Raw genomic sequence first — 18,999 nt, 5'->3', positions numbered from 1 at the left:
GTGACCGTGCGGAATCCCTGTTCAGCTTCCCCAGCCTGGCTGCCTACGAGCAGTACCGCACCTTGTTCGGCACCCACCCGGACTTCATCGCCGCTGACCGGATTCGAGACGAGTCCGAGTGCGTCCTGCGGTACGAGCGCACCTTCATGCGGCCGCTCCTACCCCAGGGACACTGAAAGGGACTCCGGCAGCACGCTCGGCACAACCCACAACGCCGCAGGTCAGCGCGTACAGATGGGTGTACCCCAAAAGCCTCATGTCTCGATTATGCCTCACAAACCCCTACCGAGCACCACCCTGCGACAACTTAGGGCGAGACGCTTTAGTGAGACGGGGAGGAGGCCAATTGCCCCATGAAACGGTCTCACATTCCAGTTCCTGCCGGGTGTCTCATAAAACTTTAGGTTTTCAGGACGCTCCGCGACCGCTAGTGGGCCATATAAGCGAGTCGGGTGTGGTCATCGACAGCGGCATGGACGTGGTCGAACCCGATCGGGTCTTCCGGTCGCGGATCGGTCGTGGACTCGCCAACCGCCGCTGTCGGGGATGCGGCTGAGTTTCTTCACATCGATATGGATGAGCTTGCCTGGCCACCAGCAACGCTCTCGCATGCGTGGTCAAGCGGGCGTTACCGTTGGGCATAGAGGCCTCCGGCAGTGAAGAACTAGACAGCTCCACTAAGCCAGGAGGCCTAACTATTTCACAAGACCGAAAGTGCCACCAACGTCACGGTCGAGTACAACTAGTGGGTGTCACTGTGGCTTTCCGAAGTCCACCACACTGACGTTCCCGTCATTGCGGGGGCGGTACAGAGGGCTCCTGACGGATTGCCCGAAGTCCTCTGCACGAATTGACTTCCGGCCTGATGCCGCTGTACCAACCTGTCCTGATAGGCGGGCGCCTCGTTTGCCAGAAGATGGGGCACGGTTCCCTCTCCCCCTTGCTTTTTGGGAGTCCTCGGCCAGCTACGGGATCGTGCCTGGCCGGTCCTCGGTCGAGTTGTTGTCCGGAGTTGGTGCGCAGCAGTCGGGTTCCCCGCTTTGCCCGGGGCCCTCGCCTGTGGGCGGCGTTCCCTGTCTGATGCGCAGTCTCCTGCGCCGGTTGAGGGCGGCCAATGCCGATGCGAGCACCACGGCTGCGGCGAGGGCTGCGATCAGGGTGCTGTTGTCGCTGATCCAGGCGCTGGCGGCGGCTGACCATACGGCGAGGCTGTTGGCCTGTGCGGTTCCGCCGGTGGCGGCGGGATACCAATACCAGCTGAGGTAGGCGCCGGTTATGGTGAGGATGAAGGCGGCGATGCGGTTGCTGTGCTTGGCCAGGCCGGTGATTCTTCGCCCGAGGGCGGCCCCGGCGATGGCCGTGCCTGCCGAAACGAGCATCAGGACAGTGGCCGAGCCTGCGGCGTAGGCGGCGAAGACCGCGAGCAGCCCGGCGTAGCTGGCGACGGCCTGGGCTTGGGCGATCACGGCCAGGAGCACCCCGAGGGTGCAGCCGAGGGATGCTGCGGCGTATCCGACCCCGAAGGCCACCATGCGCCCGGTTTTGTGACCTGCCCCTGCGGCTTCTTGTGTGCGGGGTTTCGTGGCCCAGGCCGGCAGACGGAGCCGTGGTGTGAGTCCGGTGAGCATGGCCAGGCCCAGCAGGAGAAGGATCACCCCGGTGGCCATTCCCAGCCAGGGCGCTGCGCTGATCAGGGTCCTGGCGCCCGCGCTGACGATCAGCCCGAAGGCTGCCAGGGTCCCGGCGAAGCCGAGGCTGAGCGCGAGCCCGGCCCGGAGCCCGTGGGTCAGACGCAGCGCGAGCGGGCGCGTCCGGGCGTCCCCGATGGTCTGGGCTATCCAGGCGGGCAGGAGGGCGAAACCGCAGGGATTGACCGGGGCAATCATTCCAGCGGCGAAGGCCAGGGCAAGCAGGGCTGTCATTGGGCGCCGGCCTTGGTGAGTTCTTCTTGGATCTTTTCCGCAGACGGGTCGGTGGCCCGGAAGGTAACGTCGCCCTTCGCGTCGACCACCACCAGGGTGCTTATGGAGGTGACCTTGTACCGGGTGGTCAGTGTGGCCCCGGTGTCGATGACGGCAGGGAGCTCAGGGGCCTTGATGTAATCGCGGAATCCGTTGATGGTCTCCTTCGGTTCTCGGGGGTCCACGTCCACCAGGAGGTAGTCGGCCGAGCTTCCCAGGGCCGTGGAGGCCTTGTTCAGGGAATCGGCCCCTTCCACACACTCACCGCATCCGGCAGAGAAGAAGAACAGTGCTGCGGGCTTACCGTCCGGGATGGTCCGGGTAGTGCCGTCAATGTCGGAGACCGTAACAGCAACGGCACCGGCCGCGTCGGGCGACGAACCGCCTGGCGCGGCCGACGGGCCGCTCGGTGAGCTGGCGCAGGCGGTTGTCAGTGCCATGACCGCTGTCAGAAACAGGGCGGAGGCGAGGTGCCTGGGCCGGGGAACGGACAGAGAACGGCGGGATCTCGGGTATGTCATGGTGTCTGGTGGTTCCTTCCAGGAATGGGGATGGGGACTCAGGCGGTGCCGTGGTCGGTGCGGTGGTGCTCGGGGGATGCGGGAGGGCAGCAGTCGTCGGTCCTGTGGCGTTTTCGCTGCCTGGTGACGGCGATGATCCCGGCCAGGAGCACCGTGGCGGCCGCGAGTAACACGAGGGGATTTGAGAAGAATCCGGCGATCGCGCCGAGGGCTCCGGCGGCGATGAGGATGGGTCCTGCGCAGCACAGGATCATGGCCGCTGCTATGCCGATTCCTGCGGCCAGTGTGTGGTATCGCCCGGGGCGACCGGTCTGCCGGACGGGTTGATGGCCGGTGTCTGGCTGTTCTGGGTGCTGGGTCATGTCATGTCCTTTTAAAGCTCAGCAGCAGGAGTCCTGCGCCGCGGGGGCCCGCGTGGCGGCCGCGGCGAGGAGGGCGGCGGCCATGGCGGCACCGGCCCGGTGTGCCGCCTCGATGTCCAGGACTTCGCCGTCGGGATGGGAATCCAACCACGGCTGGGCGTCCTCGCGGGAGGCGAAGTAGTGGACCTGGTTGCAGAACGATGACCGCACCGGCCCCGTGCCCGGGTGGCTGATGATGGACACGACGGCGGTGGCCGGCTGCACGGAGGTCACCGTGCCGTCCGCGCCCGTCATCACCCGGATGAGGGTCCCGCTACCCGGGGAGGTCGACTCAATGGTTGCGGCCTTCCCGATCAGGGCCGGGAAGAAGAGGGTGTCCAGGGCGCACCAGGTGTAGAGCTGTTCCCCGGCCAGGGTGAAGCGATGCGGGGTGGGCCGCATCGTCAGGGCCAGGCCGATGATGCGGCCCTCGTCGTCGTACTCGGTGTCCGGGACGGCGGCCAGTCCCTGCCGGACCGTGTCTTCGCTCCGGCCACTGGCGGTGGCCAGTTCGGCGACCGTGACGGGCTCGCCCTCGGCCAGGAGCCGCAGCAGCGGCACGAACAAGTCCGGGTCTATTCCGGAGCGCGCGGGGGACAACAGATAGGTGAGGGCCTGGTCGGTGGCGGTCATGGCATTCCTTTGCTTCGGTAGTGGGGGCTGCAGCTCAGGCGCAGCAGGAGAGCTTGGAGACGTCGGTGGTGAAGGCCTTGGCGGCGATCCTGATGCCCTCGGCCATCGTCAGGTAGGGGCTCCAGGCGGCGGCGACCTGCGCGGTGGTCATGCCCGCTTCGAGGATGTAGACGCCGGCGGCGGCGATTTCCCCGGCGTCCTTGGCCACCGCGGAGAGGCCCAGGATCCGTCCGGTGTCGCGGTCCGCGACAACCTTGATGAAGCCGCGGGTGTCGCGGTTGACCACGGCTCGCGGCACGTACTCCAGGGGGAGGACCCCGCACTCGCAGCTGATCCCGGCGGCGACAGCTTCCTTTTCCGTCATCCCGACCGCCCCGATGGCGGGACTGGTGAAGGTGACCCGGGGCAGGTGCCGGTAGTCGACCTCGGCCAGGGCATCGGTGAACGCATTGTCCACGGCCAGGGCGCCGTGGGCCGCTGCGACGTAAACGAACTCCCGATGGCCGGTCGCGTCCCCGGCGGCCCAAACCCGCGGGTTGGACGTGGCCAGGCGGGAATCGACCACGATCTCGCCGGATGCGCCGGTCTTCACCCCGACGGCGTCAAGGTCCAGTCCCTCGGTCACTGGGCGGCGGCCCAGTGCCACGAGGATGTGGGAAGCGCGGAACACCTCCTCGTCCCCGGCCACGTTTGCCGTCACCGAGACCCCGTCCGGGCCGGAGGCCACGGAGTCGGCCATGGCCCGCCGGACCACCCGGATCCCCTCGTCGGCGAACACCCCCGCCAACGCCTTGGATGCCTCCGGTTCCTCCTGCGAGGCCAACCGGGAACGGACCAGCATGGTCACCCGGGAGCCCAGCCGGGAGAAAAGCTGTGCCATCTCCAGGGCAACATAGCCTCCGCCCAGGATCAGCATTGATTCGGGCACCTCGTCCAGTTCCATCGCCGTCGTCGAGGTCAGGTACCCGGCCTCGGCCAGTCCGGGAACGGGCGGTACGTAGGGTGCGGAGCCAGTGGCCACGAGGTAGTGCCCGGCCTCGATCGTTCTCACTGCACCATCCGGGGAGATCACCCGGAGCAGCGGTGCGTCCTGGGTTCCGGTGAACGACGCGTCCCCCGAGATCATCGTCCACCCGTAGTCCGCGGCCAGATCGACGTACTTCTCCGTGCGCATGCTTTCAACCAGCGCGGCCTTGCCCTGAATCAGGGCCGGCATGTCCACCGGGCCCGCCGAGGCCGCCACCCCAGGGAAGCGGGCCGAATCCAACGCCACGTGGCGGGCCTCCGCGGCAGCCAGGAGCGCCTTCGACGGGACGCAGCCCGTGTTCACGCATGTCCCGCCCACGGTGCCGCGCTCCACCATCACGACGCGCTTGCCCAGCCCGGTGGCCCGGATCGCGGCCGCAAACGCTCCGCCGCCGGAACCAATAATCGCCAGATCGAACTTTTCGTTTGTCATTCCAGATGTCTCTTCCCTGTGGTTCAAAAGTTCCTATGGAACCATTGTGAACCTTCCAGTACAATGGAAGGTCAAGTGTGGTGGCCATTGGAAGGGGAATCGGCGAACATGAGGATCGGACAGCTTGCGGAAGCAACCGGAACCACGACCAGGACCCTTCGGTTCTACGAGGAGTCGGGGCTGCTCCCTCCGGCCGAGCGATTGGCCTCCGGCTATCGGGACTACGCCCAGGATGCCGTGGGTCGGGTCGGGTTCATCCACCGGGGCCAGGCCGCCGGGCTGACCCTCGCCCAGATCCGCCAGATCCTCGACATCCGCGACGGCGGCCAGGCGCCCTGCGAGCACGTGCGCGACCTGCTTGACGTGCGCCTCGCTGAGATCGAGCAGCAGATCGCGCAGCTCTCCGTGCTGCGCGACACTATCGCGGACCTCAGACAGGACGCCGCACACCCGGACCCTGAAACGTGCAGCACCGATCAAGTGTGTAGGTACTTGTAATCCAATTGGGCACACCTCCTGGACCGCCAAAAGGCTCTCGCAAAAAGATACCGCCAGATCTACAAAATTGAGGAAGAGCTCATCAGCAAAATCGACAAATTGACTGACGTAGTAGTCATCCCTAGCGCGTAAGACCTGCACACTGCTTGTACAAATGATAGTTTCGTGATGACGCTGGGGTGGGTTCCTGCTCCGCAGGCGTCCGAAGGCCCTGGGTCGAGCAATCCCCCCCTGCTCCCCGGGGTCTTCCGCTATCTGAGAACCTTGCTTCACCCGGGTTCTCTCATTCTTCACTGCCCGGGGGCAGGGGAACCGTATATTGCTTACGGTGTGAGACCCCTACAGCTCGGGCCATTCACCCGCCCCTTTAAGGGCGGCGACGTGACGTGCGACCGTGGCCCGCGAGAACCCCGTTTCCGCTGGTGCTGTTGCAAAGTTCGGGCGACAAGAAGACCTGCGTGAATTAATCACAGCCATGGGCATCTTCTCCGGTCGTCATTTCCCCGTGAAATCATCCTGTGGGCGGTCCGGTGGTACTGCCGCTACGGGCTCAGCTACCGCGATCTGGAAGAAATGATGACCGAACGCGGCGTACCGGTCGATCACAGCACCATCTACCGCTGGGTCCAGAAATATGCTCCTAAGCTGGACAAGCAGACCCGGTGGTACCGACAAGTCCCGGATTGGCAGGCCCGGTCCTGGCGGGTGGACGAGACCTATATCCGGGTCGGGGGAAAGTGGTGCTACCTCTATCGGGCCATCACCGCGGGTGGGCATACCCTGGATTTTTACCTGTCCCCAAAGCGTAATGTCGCCGCAGCGAAGCGTTTCCTGGCCAAGGCCCTGAGGTCGAACACGATAACCGGGTTCCCGCGGGTGATCAACACCGATAAAGCACCCTCCCTGGCCAGGGCAATCGCCGAGTTGAAGTCAGAGGGAATCTGCCCGCAGACCGTGGAACACCGGCAGGTGAAATACCTCAATAACGTCATTGAAGGAGATCATGGGCGGCTGAAACGGATCCTCGGACCGAAGGGGGCGTTCAAAAACCGGACCTCGGCGTACCGGACGTTGAAAGGGATGGAAGCGATGCACTCATTACGGAAAGGCCAGGGCGCGATGTTTGCCTACGAGCAACCGAACCCGGATGCGGTGATCGTCAGCCGGGTGTTCGAGGCTGCCTGAGAACGCCGACCCGCAGCGAGCATCAGAGGATGAAGACTGGGTCGTCACGGCTCTCCGCCTGAAGTTTGCAACAGCACCAAGGCGCCGTTCGGACGTCGTAGGGGAATAGCGGTGGTGCAGCTCTAGGTGCACTGACATTTCACGGTGCATTTCACACGCCGCTTTGTTGCACATCACCCGTGCTGTTTTACAGTGCAGTGCAGCGGTGCTTTTACTGGCGTTTCTGCTGCGCAATTCACTGCACTATGTAGTGGACGCGACATTTCATTAACACGTAGGTTGCACTGTGTATTGGGCACCCATTTCATCGACACGTTTACTGCGCAATCAAATGCCCTGTCACTTTAATGACATGTGAATCGGGCAATAAAGTGGCTCGCCATTCTATTGACACCTTTACTGCGCAACAGAATGACAACGACATTCTGCCGGCCCTTTTGCGGGCGTCTCTTCTGCGCAGCACATGCGCCGCCGTACACACCGACGTACTGCGCACTATCTCCGCCACTTAACAGGCCAATTCACTGCGCAACGTAGTGACACTGGCCCCGCCTAGCCGAGATTTCTTCGCTTTTCGCCGAATCTCAGCGGTTTGCCCGCTGCCGATGACCGACGGACGCCGACGGCACCCTATACGGCCCTCAGAAGGCCGTACAGGGCAGGGGAGAGCGCCCCTACAGCTCCATGCCGCCGTCGTGGTCACGCTGCTGCTGTTGCTGCTGGCGGCGCTTCTCAATGCGCTCACGTGCGCGCTGCTGCGCCCCGTCCTTCTTGCCTGAGGTCTGCGACTCCCTGAACAGCGTGTAACGCTCAAGCAGCTCCGGGCTACGATGCAGTTCTTGCACCAGGAACTTCTTATCCAAGTGCTCCAACTGCTGTCCTGACTTCACCGCTTCTTCGATGATGATGGCGGCTTCGTCTTCGGCATCCGCGTGCGCGTTGCGGCGGATCTGATCAGCCTCATCGTGAGCATCCTTGCGCGTTACTGCAGCGTCGCGTGTGGCCTCGTCGCGGACGCTCGTGGCTTCATCTCGTGCTTTGTTGCGGATCGTCTCGGCGTCGCGCTCAGCCTGCTTATGGGCCTCGTCGGCCTTGCGAGTTATCGACTCCGCTTCGTTGCGGGCCGTGGCTGTAATCGCGCTCGCCTTGGCCCGTGCAGTCTCTTCGGCTCGTTCGAGCAGCTCGTCTGCTTGCGCTTCGGCAAGGCCCATGGTCTGTTCGGCGTCCTGGTCGGCTTTCTCGCGTGATTCACGAAGTACGCGCTCAGCAACAGCGCGGGCCTGTTCTTCGGCGTGCTGCAGCACACTTTGCGCTTTCTCGTTGGCTTCTTGGGCCTGCTTGAGTTCTTTTGCTGCCTGCTCGCGATCACGCTCGATCGCGTCCATGTCGCGCTGCACGGAGCGCTTCTTGACTTCCACTTCACGTTCGCGGTTCTTGAGATCCCGCTCTCGGTCTTACTGCTCGGTGTAGCGGTCGAGGTTCAGCGACTCGTCGTGTCGTTCAGAGACTTCCAGCTCGACCGGATAACCCAACGAGTGCATGTGTTCACGAAGCCCTCGCTGTGCATCGATGAACTTCTGTTGGCCCGATATCTGCTTGCCCTTCTTCGGGTCGTCTTTGTACCGCACCGTGGGGTCTGTGTTGTACGCGATGCCAGGGCGGCAACGCAGCGTACCGGGCTTGTCCGGATGGGGGGAGAGAGGGTGTCCGCCTGAAACTGGATGTGTGGCGTCGATTCGTCGAAGTTCATGTCCCCGCCGGCGACTGCGTCGATGCCGCCGGGAATGAAGTTCTCGGCGAGCCAACGCATTGACTCTTCGGGGTACTTCTTTGCTTCTTCGTAGTCGCGGGCGACATAGCGCGGACGTTTCACTTCGCGCCCGTCCACCTCACTGGTGTAGTAGTCGGGGATCTCCTTGCACATCGACTTCGGCGGATACACGACGAACAGCGACGTCTCGAAACTGTTCTTCTGCACGCGCACTCCGTCCATCCGAGGCGTCTACGGCCGCCACAGGGCCGTACAGCCGCTGCCACAAAGATGAACCAATCGAGTCGCGGCGCTATGAATTTGTGTCAGCAGCTGCCGCTGGATCTGCTGCAGCGCGGGCGCTGCGAAACACACGTCGCTGGCGGTGTATCTCACATGCGCTGTCGCGCATATGTCCGCCGCGAGCGTGATACGTCTGCACCGATAGTGTGCTTGTTGTACGGGCCGATATGGAGTGTGTTACTTCAGGCCCGTGTCTCAACCCCCGCAGCAGCATCAACACCGCCTTGCGGCGGATAGCTCGCTGCGGGATTTTCACCACCCTGCAATGACCGCCTGACGGCGGTGTCACGGTGCAGGGTGTGGCTGTGCGCACCACTTAGACGATGTCGGTCTTGCCGTTCGGTTAGACACCTTGCGCTCGCAAGCTCGCTGCAGGTGTCTCGATGACGCGGGAAGACGCCGCAAGCGGCGTTTCCACCCGTCATCGGCCCTTACTTTAAGACCGACATACAGTGGCTGACGCCACACGTGGTGCGCACAGCGTGGCGACCTGCAGGTTTTGCATAGGCACCATGTGCGCTTCGCGCATCAACGGGCCGTTTCGGGTAAGGGTCGAAGACCACGTAAAGACCCGAAACACGCAGGTCGCAGCCCCCTTCTGTGTCAAAACCCCTATATGTTTGTCGTTATAGGGGTAGAAGGGGGAAAAGGGCATAAGGGGGTGCGACGCCTCCGCTGCGCTCCGGCGCTCGGCATAGCCGAGGCACTGCACCGGGTATTACTGCTCGCTGGCGCTCGCATAACCCGGTGCCCGGCGCTGGCGCGCCGCCCCCTACAGCCCCAGTCTCAGACCTCGCTCGCTCGGTCTGGCTGGTGCTGTCTTGCCCTCCGCTGCGCTCCGGTCAAGATGCCCAATAGTGCAGCTGGCGCTGCACCTTGTGTGATGACCCATGCTTTACGTCACGACACATCGATGCTGGCAATCCGATATATCCCGTCGATATGTATTCGGATATGCCAGCATCGATGTGTCGTGTTTGGGTCATCACGAAACGCTCCATCACGGCAAGCCTGCCGAGATGGATATTGGCGTATCTCACGACGCGTCCATTATGCGGCATGCGCCGCATACCATCTGCCGTCGCGGTTGCATCTTCAGCAGCACAGCTGCTGAAATCTGCTCTGTCCACGCTGCTGTCTTTGCTGCACCCACGGCCCCGTCTTCGGCATATTTCAAGTCCACACAAGACTATGCCGGCCAGAACCGCGCATAACAGCAGCGCGACATACCGCCAGCCATGTGGCGGATGATCCAGGCGACGGGGCAGACGTGTATATGCCCCGTCGCCGATACCGGCGCAAGCATCGTGACAGTGTCACGTGTAGCGGTGCCGCAGCCACCCGCACACACGCGAAAACCCCGCCCTTGCGAGCGGGGTGTGTGGCGACATCAAACGTGACGGCTGTACGTCGTCACGCCGCGTGGCCGTACACACATGAGGTGATTGCGTGTACGGCTAAAGGGTTAGTCGGGTACAACTTCTAGATGCCGCTTCGGCTTACTGCCCTCGGTGCTCTCAGGCGTGTCGCCGTCACCGTTCTCAGGTGTATCGCTGTCCCCTTCGGTGCTGGCGGACTTGTCACCGTCCCCTTCGGTGCTGGCGGACTTGTCACCGTCGAGATTCACCTCGAACTCTTCGGCATACTTGCGCAACTGCGCAAGGCGCTCCTTTGTCGCTTTGTGTGCACGGCGCGCCTCGTTCACGGTATCTTTTGCTTGCTGCTCATCGCGCAGCGCTGCTGCGTAATCGTCTCTGAAAGACATGGTTTGTTCTCCTTGGTTGAATGAACTGTTTATTTGGACTCGGGGCACGACGGTGGAGCGCGCGTGTGTAGTAGCACGGCCATCACCCATCAGCCCTCGCACTCAGTTCAAGACCCAGCCTGACTAGCTGAGCTAAGCGGCGGGATCTCGTCGTAGGCGGGTTTGTCCGCATTAGTGCTTCACACCGCCCAGCACCGTGACGAGCTGCTGGCGCTGCTCATCTGTCAGTTGGGGCGCTGCATTCACGACGGCATCGACGAAGCCGTCGAATAGCTGCGGGGCAGGGCGGCGTGCGGCCGTGAGGTAGGCGTCGAGATCGTCTTGGCGAATCCGATAGGCGGTGCCGAAACGGTGGAATGAAAGACGGCCCTCTTTAATAGCTTTTCGCAACGTGGACTCGGAGCCGACGCCGAGATCGGCGAGTTCCTGCAGCGTGTAAAAGCGTGGCGCGACGGCGGTAGTCGTGTCCTTTTCGGACATAGAAAAACGCTCCTGGGCAGATTGATCTGTCCCGGAGCGGGGTGCTTTACCGGCTTGCTATTCAGGCGGCTTGGAGTGCCGTGCTCGACTCGCTAGAACGGTGGTCTGCCGTCCCATCGCTTTACGGGAGCGCTTACTCCCTACCTGACCGCTTTTGTGGTTGGCAATGCCGTTGCCGACCGGTCTATCTCGTCGGAGGAACCGCGCCTATCACGGTCGAGAGGCTGTCTCTTTATGAATTATCCTCGGGGTTATCCCCCGTATGCGGCTGGCTAAACCAAAAACGAATTAAAACGCCACATACGGTCTGGGGGCCATCGTACGGAACTTATGCGTCGCGCACAATAGCCTGCGACCTAATCTTTACGAATCGAACCGAGCACGTTTCTACACGCCTCGTGGCACGGCTGGGGTGTTGTGGTGGGGCAGCTGTTGTGTGGCGGCATGGTGACACGCAAGGGGCGCGCCTTTTTGTGACCTGTGACACGTCTATAGTGTGCTCGTTTCGTAGTTTTGACCTCGTTTCGTAATTTGCCGATCAAAATACGAAAAAATTACGAAACGCTCTACCTGCGGTTTCGTAGAACTACGAAAATCGGAAAACCAAATTACGAAACACGCGATAACGCTGTGACCTGCACAGACACGTCACATTTCGGGGATGTTTCGTAATTTTGCGGCATTTCGACCCAAACCTTTTAAGGGAGAGACACAGACACACATTACGGGCACATGTCTACGACATAGACCGTCCTCATTGAGGGCACGCTGCAGGGGTTGTAGCTATGTGACACGGCCGGGATGCTGCGTCACGGTGACACGCAAGGGGCGCGCCTTTTTATGACCTGTGACACGTCTGTAGCGCGCTCGTTTCGTAGTTTTGACCTCGTTTCGTAATTTGCCGATCAAAATACGAAAAAATTACGAAACGCTCTACCTGCGGTTTCGTAGAACTACGAAAATCGGAAAACCAAATTACGAAACACGCGATAACGCTGTGACCTGCACAGACACGTCACATTTCGGGGATGTTTCGTAATTTTGCGGCATTTCGACCCAAACCTTTTAAGGGAGAGACACAGACACACATTACGGGCACATGTCTACGACATAGACCGTCCTCATTGAGGGCACGCTGCAGGGGTTGCGGCTATGTGACACGGCCGGGATACTGCCACGCTGCAACACGTCCGTGGCGCGCCGTTGTGTGACACGCAACACAGGTGTTGTGTGTTCGTTTCGTAGTTTTGACCTCGTTTCGTAATTTGCCGATCAGAATACGAAAAAATTACGAAACGCTCTACCTGCGGTTTCGTGATTTCCGCAAACGAAAAGAACAAAACTACGAAACACGCGATAACGCTGTGACCTGCATAGACACGTCACATTTCGGCGGTGTTTCGTAATTTTGCGGTATTTCGACCCAAACCTTTTAAGAGAGAGACACAGACACGCATTGCAGGCACATGTCTACGACACAGAGCGTCCTCGTTGAGGGCACGCTGCAGGGGTTGCAGCTATGTGACACGGGACACAATCGCAATCAAGGTGTCTCTTCTTATTTAGATTTTCTTCAAAAAGTGGAAAAATTACGAAACGAAAACCATTTACGCTGCTCAACGTATGTTTTTGTGTTTCGTAGTTTTGTTCTTTTCGTTTACGAGATTACGAAATGACCCGCAAATACCTACCGTGACCTGCGGTGATGTGTTTCGTATTTTTCGGCGTAATTTCACGTCGCCCGAAGCAGACACCCTGCCGTGTGCTTGCTGCAGGGCTGCGGCCGTCCCTCCATGTGGAGCGTCAGTGTCGATGCTGTGACTTAAACGTACATACATTTGTGGCGCTCTCGTTACGTGTCTGTGCATTGCCGAGCTCTTTACTGTTGTGTGTGGGCGCGCAGCCGTAGTGTCCGTGCCACTCCGAGTAGGGCGCGTCGTACCCCAAACCCATGTTCAATTAAATTCCAATCCAGAGAGGTCTTGCACTGTTGCGGTGCGGTTGTCTTCTTTCTCACCGTATTGGACCCTGCGAAATTAATTGGATACGATAGGCCCATGTTGATTTCAGGTTCCGTTTTCATGCGGCCGCTCACCAGCCGCTAAGGCGGTTTTCTCCCTCCCGCAGGTTAGAAACCGCTCCGGTCCTTTAGCCGGGCGGCCATTTGCCATGCCCGGCTCCGTTTCAACTCCACGGAGCACACCTGATGTCTACATACGGATACGGCCGTCACGAACATGGCCAAAATTTTCTCACAGACCACAAGATCATCAACTCCATCGTCGATCTTGTAAAACAAACCTCCGGCCCCATCATTGAGATCGGGCCAGGAAGCGGTGCCCTCACTCACCCGATATCCCACTTGGGGAGGGCAATAACGGCAGTTGAGGTAGACGCAAAACTAGCTGCCAAACTCACAAAAAAGACCGCCTCGGCGTCGGTCGAAGTGGTCCATGATGATTTCCTCAACTTCCCGTTACCCGCCACTCCCTGCGTCATTGTGGGAAACATTCCCTTTCACCTCACCACTGCCATTCTTCGAAAGTTGTTGCATGCGCCGGCATGGACTGCCGCTGTACTCCTCATGCAGTGGGAAGTCGCTCGCCGCCGGGCCGGGGTAGGTGCAAGCACGATGATGACAGCTCAGTGGTCCCCATGGTTCACGTTTCACCTTGGTTCCCGAGTACCAAGGTCTGCTTTCCGGCCACAGCCAAACGTTGACGGGGGGATCTTAGTGATCCGCCGGGTGGGTGACCCGAAGATCCCGATAGAGCAACGCAAAGCCTTTCAGGCGATGGTGCACACCGTTTTCACCGCCCGGGGACGCGGGATAGGGGAAATTCTCCGAAGGGCAGGGTTGTTTTCATCACGTTCAGAGACACAATCATGGTTGCGCTCGCGAGGAATCGACCCCGCAACCCTACCTCCCAGATTGCACACCAGCGACTGGATCGATCTCTTCCAGGTGACTGGTTCCTCTTCACCGCGCCATCGGCCCATTTCACAATCGGGAAGTAGTCAACGCCCTCCTCAACGGAAAAATCGAGGCCGGCGGCGGTAATCCCCCCACCACCAAAACCGAAATCCACCAGTAGTAGTGAACGACCCATGTTCGTCTACCGTGAGCCGCGTTATGGCAGTGACGTGTTCTCGTCGGGCACAGTCATAGTTCCCGGCGTTGCCAGCGACAGGGTTCTACACCCAGCAGCGGGACCGATCAAAATCACCCGCACGGGGAACGACCCTGCTGGTGGTTTCGATTTTGATGAAAGCGAGGAGACATAGCCCCTCGCCAACTCCCCGTAGCTGGCGAACAGTAGCTCCTGGCGCTGGCGCTCGTTGGTGAGTTTGCGTGCCACATCGAAAGCCTTATCGACTTCCCGGTCCAAGTTGTTGTGAGCCTTGAGCAGAATTGGGTCCATCGATAACGGGTTGTAGTGCTCCGCGAGTGACCGCTGGGGGTGCCGCTCGCGTGCCCGCAGCACCAACTGTCCAGCGTCGATGATTCGCTGCTGCGCCTTCTCATCTAGTTCACACAGAGCTGGTCCGCAGTTGTAGTTCCCGATGTACTCCGAAAAACGGAAAAAATAAATAGTGGGGATACATCAACCTTCCACTTTCCATTCTTCCGGCTCAGAGTATTGAGGGGTCTGGGACCGGGTCCGTAAACCCTTTATGTTTTTCGCGCACAGCGGTTTTTAGCGACGCACCCTATAGGTTTTCCGCAGAACCTATATGTGTTTCTGTGCACCCCCATATGTTGTCTGTTTCTAGCGGTATTTCGTTGTACTTTGCGCATCGAATAGTTATTTATCGACGACACTCCGTCGAGTTCAAGTTCAACGTGTAGTGCTTAACCTCTGCGATGAACTCTTTGATCCCGGGACGTGATGAGGACTGGGGCTATTGTGCTCCCTCGAACGCTACGGCCCGGGGGCACGAGGCTGTGTCGCAGGTGCAGGCGAGAGGACCACTAGCGAAACACAGACCGCTGAGTCGACGCAGTCACGGTAAAGACGGAGCCGTCTAGGCGGTGCTCGAGGTTGCGCGAGATACGGTGACGCTGGGCGTCGGTAAGCGATGCGCATTCCGCGACATCGATGGAAAGCTGGACTTTGCCGTCCGTCGTGTTGACGCCCTGGCCGCCCGGAGTCGACGATTTCGCGAAACGCTCCGCGAGATCGGCGGCGATGACCGCACCGTCGGGGATCCCCGGGCCGGGTGCTATGGTCATGTCGTTCATGCCGCCCAGCCTAGGTGCCCACAACCCTTTCTCGTCTCGGCGGAAACGGAGACCGCGTCGCGACGGCCGGGATCCAGCCTCAGTATTATCCTCGTCACCGGTTGATTCGAACGCTTTTGGCTCCTCCTTCTCCCGTCGGGCTTCGATTTCAGCGGCCTCCGCAGGTGGCAGTGATCGCTGGATCCGCTCGAACTACCGGTTCCGATCAGCGGTCGAAAGATTTTCGCAGCAGCCGGACCTGCGGCGCCGGTGCCGCCGCCGTAGCCTGACGAGCATCCCCGCCATGACGGCCATCACGACGGCGGTCCCGGCACCGATGATCCAGGGATTACCGAGGAGCCCACCGACGCCTGCGAGTGCTCCGCCCGCCGCGATGAACGGCAGGCCGCAGCAGAGCAGCGACGGAAGCGCGCAGCATGCCAGCAAGAGCAGCCCGGTCACTGCAGCGACGACGGGACCGGCGCGCCATTCGTCGCGGTCCTGATCGGCGCTCATCGTCTGCTTCAGGATGAGATCTCCCCGATTGCCTGCGTTGCCGTTCATGCGCAGCACGACAGCAGCGACGGGTCGGTGGTGAAGGCCTTCGCGGCGATCCGGATGCCCTCGGCCATGGTCAGGTAGGGGGCCCAGGCGTTGGCGACCTCGGCGACGGTCCTGCCGAGCACGTGGACGCCTGCGGCGGCGAGCTCCCCGGCGTCCTTGGCGACGGCGGTCAGCCCGAGGATCTCTTTCGTCTCGGCGTTCACGACGATCTTGATGAACCCGCGGGTGTCGCGGTTGACCAAGGCGCGGGGCACGTGGTGCAGGGGCAGGACGCGGCAGTCGCAGTGGATCCCCGCGGCGAGGACGTCCTTCTCGGTCATCCCGACCGCGCCGATCGCGGGCCCGGTGAACGTCACCCGCGGCAGGCGGGCGTAGTCGACGGACCGGTCGGCGTCGGCGAACGCGTTCTCGGCGACGAGGGTGCCGTGGTGGGCGGCGACGTAGACGAACTCGGGGTGCCCGGTCACGTCGCCCGCGGCCCAGACCCGCGGGTTCGAGGACTGCAGCCGGTCGGAGACGACCACCTCGCCGGAGTCTCCGGTATTCACCCCGACCGCATCGAGGTTCAGGCCATCGGTGACGGGACGGCGTCCGAGGGCGACCAGGACCTGGTCGGCGCGGAACTCCTGCGAGCCACCGGACAAGGCGGCGGTCACGACGGCCTCGCCTCCCGTGCCGCGGGAGACCCGGGTGGGCACTGCGCGGCTGACGACGCGGATGCCCCCGTCGGCGAACACCTCCTGGAGCGCCTTCGACACCTCCGGCTCCTCCTTCGAGGCGAGCCGGGACCGCACGAGCAGCGTGACCTGCGAGCCGAGGCGGGCGAACAGCTGCGCCTGCTCCAGGGCGACGTAGCCGCCGCCGAGCACCAGCAGCGACTCGGGGACCTCCGTCAGCTCCATCGCCGTGGTCGAGGTCAGGTATCCGGTCTCCTTCAGGCCGTCGATCGGCGGTGCCCACGGGCGAGAACCAGTCGCGACCAGGTAGTGGTGGGCCTCGATGGTCTCGACGCTTCCGTCGGATCCGGCAACATCGAGAACCGGCGCATCAGGGGTGCCCACGAACGAGGCGTCGCCGCGGAGGACCTGCCAGCCGTAGGAGTCGGCGACGTCGGCGTACTTCTCGCCGCGCAGCGACTCCACCAACGCTTGCTTCCCAGCGATCAGCGCGGGCATGTCGACGGGATCCGCCGTCGTCGCGATCCCGGGGAACCGGGTTGCGGCATCGACCGCGACGTGCCGCGCGCCGGCCGCGGCAATGAGCGCCTTCGACGGGACGCAGCCCGTGTTCACGCAGGTGCCGCCGAGCGTCCCGCGCTCGATCATCACCACCGACTTCCCGAGCGTGCTGGCGCGGATCGCAGCGGCGAACGCGCCGCCTCCCGATCCGATGATGGCGAGATCGTACTTCGTAGGCATCGCTACTCCTGTCAACTCTTGGCTTTCTGCTCTGTCTCAGCCATACTGGACCTTCCAGTGCAGGGGAAGGTCAAGCGCGGCCACGGAGGGAGACAGCAATGTGGATCGGAGAACTCGCCGAGAGGGCGGGCACTACCGCGAAGACCCTTCGCTTCTACGAGGAACAGGGCCTTCTGCCCCCGACCGAGCGCACGCCGTCCGGATACCGCGACTACGCGCCCGAGACGGTCGCTCGGATCGACTTCATCCACCGCGGCCAGGCCGCGGGTCTCACTCTCGCCCAGATCCGCCAGATCCTCGACATCCGCGACGGCGGCCATGCGCCCTGCGAGCACGTGCGCGACCTGCTTGACGTGCGCCTCGCTGAGATCGAGCAGCAGATCGCGCAGCTCTCCGTGCTGCGCGACACTATCGCGGACCTTAGCCAGGACGCCGCGCACCCGGATCCTGAAACGTGCAGCACCGATCAAGTGTGTAGATACTTGTAGACGGCGGGAGTCAATGACTCAAACGTTACAACCCCGATATGTGCTAGCGCATGTCGATGCCGCCGGTGCCCACCTCGATGATTTTGGTGGTGGCCGCGATAGCACACAGCAGCGGCATCGTGGCGGAGGCCTGCAGCGCGAAGTGGTGGACTCGGAAGGACGCGTTGTTCACGCCGATTTCGTCCGCAGCCTGGGTGATCTCCAGACGAGTCTTGGCGATCTTTTCCGCAGATGGCCCGCACTAGCTGCCGAAGGCGTAATGCCCGAAGCTTAAGAAGCCGAACGCTTTCATTGGATAACACTCCTTTTGATGGTGTTAACGAGAGGGGGTAACTTTGCAACGACATACCGTGGAGTTCAAGTTCAACGTTTAACGCGATACGTTATTGACGCTTCGCGTTATGGGAGGGATAGGGTGAAGCATGATCTAGTCGTTCGCCAACAAGGACACTGAGCGGTTGTGGAATCGAGAAGGGGTACGTTCCATTGATTCCCGAATCCATTCGGTCGCCTTGCGCAAGCTGCGACAACTAGTGGCGGATCTGCTTCCGGTGGACGGCAGCTGGTCCAGAGGAGATCGAGATCGTTGACTATCACTGACAAGCTTCCACCAGTACACCCCGGCGAGATCCTCATGGAGGATTTTCTCAAGGAGATGGGGATTACGCAGCACAAGCTTGCTGTTTCTATCGGCGTTCCCCCTCGTCGGATCAACGAGATCGTCCACGGGAAGCGGGCTGTTACTGCCGATACTGCACTCCGTTTAGGGAAGTATTTCGGGATGAGCCCGCAATTCTGGCTCGGATTACAGACCCAGTACGACTTGGATGTGGCAGAGGATAAAATCCTTGCCGAGATTGAGAATATCCAGCCAGTCCAAGCTGCATCAGCCTAGGGTCGGTCTAGGGGATCTGAGGCTGTCGCCGTGTGGACTTGATCTCCGAGCGCCGCTTCTTCGCTTCAAGGCGGCGCCGCACTGAGCTACGTGTCGGCTTGGTTTTGCGTCGAGGGGGAGGCGGCGGTGCAAGCGCGTCACGCAACAGGGCAGCCAAGCGATCGCGTGCCTCAGTTCGGTTGCGTACCTGCGACCGCTGAGTCGACACAGACACGGTGAGCACAGTGCCGTCCAGACGGTGCTCGAGGTTGCGCAAGATGCGGCGGCGTTGGGCGTCGTTAAGCGATGCGCTTTCGGCGATATCGAGGGAGAGCTGAACCTTGCTGTCCGTCGTGTTCACGCCCTGGCCGCCTGGTCCTGATGATTTCGCGAAACGTTCCGTCAGGTCGGCGGCGGCGATGACCGCACCGTCGGGAACTCCCGGGCCAGGCGCGATGATTAGGTCTTTCATGCTGC

Annotated in this window: 17 protein-coding genes and 4 pseudogenes; 5 read left to right on the top strand and 16 right to left on the bottom strand. The window is 61.5% G+C overall.

From position 1 onward, the window contains the following. Positions 1-439: 439 nt before the first annotated feature. The 6 genes and pseudogenes from QP968_RS03910 to merA (QP968_RS03885) all read right to left on the bottom strand — a co-directional run. Positions 440-590, bottom strand: a pseudogene (locus QP968_RS03910) (IS481 family transposase); the annotation flags it as partial. Positions 591-965: 375 nt separating this feature from the next. Continuing rightward, positions 966-1,922 carry a cytochrome c biogenesis CcdA family protein gene (locus QP968_RS03905; protein WP_273416676.1) on the bottom strand — a complete coding sequence of 319 codons (957 nt, stop codon included), beginning with the start codon at positions 1,920-1,922 and terminating at the stop codon, positions 966-968. Beyond that, entirely contained in the window at positions 1,919-2,401 is a 483-nt protein-coding gene (locus QP968_RS03900) for a TlpA family protein disulfide reductase (protein WP_081586452.1), read from the bottom strand. The genes QP968_RS03905 and QP968_RS03900 overlap by 4 nt, the downstream gene beginning before the upstream one ends. A gap of 119 nt (positions 2,402-2,520) precedes the next feature. Next, entirely contained in the window at positions 2,521-2,844 is a 324-nt protein-coding gene (merT, locus tag QP968_RS03895; RefSeq protein ID WP_236627260.1) for a mercuric ion transporter MerT, read from the bottom strand. Positions 2,845-2,862: 18 nt separating this feature from the next. Then, positions 2,863-3,516 (bottom strand): organomercurial lyase MerB, encoded by a 654-nt coding sequence (gene merB, locus QP968_RS03890; RefSeq protein WP_101733959.1) that lies wholly within the window; start codon positions 3,514-3,516, stop codon positions 2,863-2,865. A 34-nt stretch (positions 3,517-3,550) separates the two neighbouring features. Continuing rightward, positions 3,551-4,975, bottom strand: coding sequence for a mercury(II) reductase (merA, locus tag QP968_RS03885; protein ID WP_284806782.1), 1,425 nt, complete (start codon positions 4,973-4,975; stop codon positions 3,551-3,553). A 108-nt stretch (positions 4,976-5,083) separates the two neighbouring features. Between merA (QP968_RS03885) and QP968_RS03880 the strand changes: the two genes are divergently transcribed. Both QP968_RS03880 and QP968_RS03875 read left to right on the top strand, forming a co-directional pair. Next, on the top strand, positions 5,084-5,473 hold the full coding sequence (locus QP968_RS03880) for a heavy metal-responsive transcriptional regulator (RefSeq protein WP_284793671.1): 390 nt from the start codon (positions 5,084-5,086) through the stop codon (positions 5,471-5,473). A gap of 475 nt (positions 5,474-5,948) precedes the next feature. Beyond that, positions 5,949-6,658: pseudogene (locus tag QP968_RS03875) on the top strand (IS6 family transposase). A gap of 674 nt (positions 6,659-7,332) precedes the next feature. Here QP968_RS03875 and QP968_RS03870 read toward each other — a convergent pair. The 4 genes from QP968_RS03870 to QP968_RS03855 all read right to left on the bottom strand — a co-directional run bounded on the left by QP968_RS03870 (position 7,333) and on the right by QP968_RS03855 (position 10,956). Next, positions 7,333-8,076, bottom strand: coding sequence for a hypothetical protein (locus QP968_RS03870; RefSeq protein ID WP_210399957.1), 744 nt, complete (start codon positions 8,074-8,076; stop codon positions 7,333-7,335). 62 nt (positions 8,077-8,138) lie between these two features. Then, positions 8,139-8,636, bottom strand: coding sequence for a plasmid recombination protein (locus QP968_RS03865; protein WP_284855099.1), 498 nt, complete (start codon positions 8,634-8,636; stop codon positions 8,139-8,141). A gap of 1,540 nt (positions 8,637-10,176) precedes the next feature. Beyond that, the gene (locus tag QP968_RS03860) at positions 10,177-10,476 is read right to left on the bottom strand and encodes a hypothetical protein (RefSeq protein WP_024058949.1); all 300 of its coding nucleotides are present in this window, start codon (positions 10,474-10,476) and stop codon (positions 10,177-10,179) included. A gap of 171 nt (positions 10,477-10,647) precedes the next feature. Beyond that, positions 10,648-10,956: a helix-turn-helix domain-containing protein gene (locus QP968_RS03855; RefSeq protein ID WP_070574078.1), complete on the bottom strand. Its 309-nt coding sequence runs from the start codon at positions 10,954-10,956 to the stop codon at positions 10,648-10,650. Between the two features lie 2,206 nt (positions 10,957-13,162). Here QP968_RS03855 and erm point away from each other — a divergent pair. Further along, the gene (gene erm / locus QP968_RS03850) at positions 13,163-14,017 is read left to right on the top strand and encodes a 23S ribosomal RNA methyltransferase Erm (protein ID WP_016456425.1); all 855 of its coding nucleotides are present in this window, start codon (positions 13,163-13,165) and stop codon (positions 14,015-14,017) included. Between the two features lie 70 nt (positions 14,018-14,087). On the opposite strand, the gene QP968_RS03845 is transcribed toward erm, so the two are convergent. The 4 genes and pseudogenes from QP968_RS03845 to merA (QP968_RS03830) all read right to left on the bottom strand — a co-directional run bounded on the left by QP968_RS03845 (position 14,088) and on the right by merA (QP968_RS03830) (position 17,160). After that, positions 14,088-14,441, bottom strand: coding sequence for a type IIL restriction-modification enzyme MmeI (locus QP968_RS03845; RefSeq protein WP_016423158.1), 354 nt, complete (start codon positions 14,439-14,441; stop codon positions 14,088-14,090). Positions 14,442-14,809: 368 nt separating this feature from the next. Further along, positions 14,810-15,199: pseudogene (locus QP968_RS03840) on the bottom strand (peptide chain release factor I). Between the two features lie 192 nt (positions 15,200-15,391). Then, positions 15,392-15,742 carry a mercuric ion transporter MerT gene (merT, locus tag QP968_RS03835; protein WP_038593990.1) on the bottom strand — a complete coding sequence of 117 codons (351 nt, stop codon included), beginning with the start codon at positions 15,740-15,742 and terminating at the stop codon, positions 15,392-15,394. Beyond that, positions 15,739-17,160 (bottom strand): mercury(II) reductase, encoded by a 1,422-nt coding sequence (gene merA, locus QP968_RS03830; protein ID WP_070452615.1) that lies wholly within the window; start codon positions 17,158-17,160, stop codon positions 15,739-15,741. The genes merT (QP968_RS03835) and merA (QP968_RS03830) overlap by 4 nt, the downstream gene beginning before the upstream one ends. A gap of 98 nt (positions 17,161-17,258) precedes the next feature. Between merA (QP968_RS03830) and QP968_RS03825 the strand changes: the two genes are divergently transcribed. Then, positions 17,259-17,648 carry a heavy metal-responsive transcriptional regulator gene (locus QP968_RS03825; protein WP_005290994.1) on the top strand — a complete coding sequence of 130 codons (390 nt, stop codon included), beginning with the start codon at positions 17,259-17,261 and terminating at the stop codon, positions 17,646-17,648. A 46-nt stretch (positions 17,649-17,694) separates the two neighbouring features. Here QP968_RS03825 and QP968_RS11280 read toward each other — a convergent pair. After that, a pseudogene (locus QP968_RS11280) lies at positions 17,695-17,940 on the bottom strand (LLM class flavin-dependent oxidoreductase); the annotation flags it as partial. Between the two features lie 342 nt (positions 17,941-18,282). On the opposite strand from QP968_RS11280, the gene QP968_RS03815 reads away from it, so the two are divergent. After that, positions 18,283-18,543: a HigA family addiction module antitoxin gene (locus tag QP968_RS03815; protein ID WP_502870026.1), complete on the top strand. Its 261-nt coding sequence runs from the start codon at positions 18,283-18,285 to the stop codon at positions 18,541-18,543. A 7-nt stretch (positions 18,544-18,550) separates the two neighbouring features. On the opposite strand, the gene arfB is transcribed toward QP968_RS03815, so the two are convergent. After that, entirely contained in the window at positions 18,551-18,994 is a 444-nt protein-coding gene (arfB, locus tag QP968_RS03810) for an alternative ribosome rescue aminoacyl-tRNA hydrolase ArfB (protein ID WP_284855096.1), read from the bottom strand. Between the last annotated feature and the right edge of the window lie 5 nt (positions 18,995-18,999).

The sequence above is a fragment of the Corynebacterium sp. MSK041 genome, from assembly GCF_030232265.1.
Classification (GTDB): Bacteria; Actinomycetota; Actinomycetes; order Mycobacteriales; family Mycobacteriaceae; genus Corynebacterium.
This window is presented reverse-complemented; position numbering and strand designations above follow the sequence as displayed.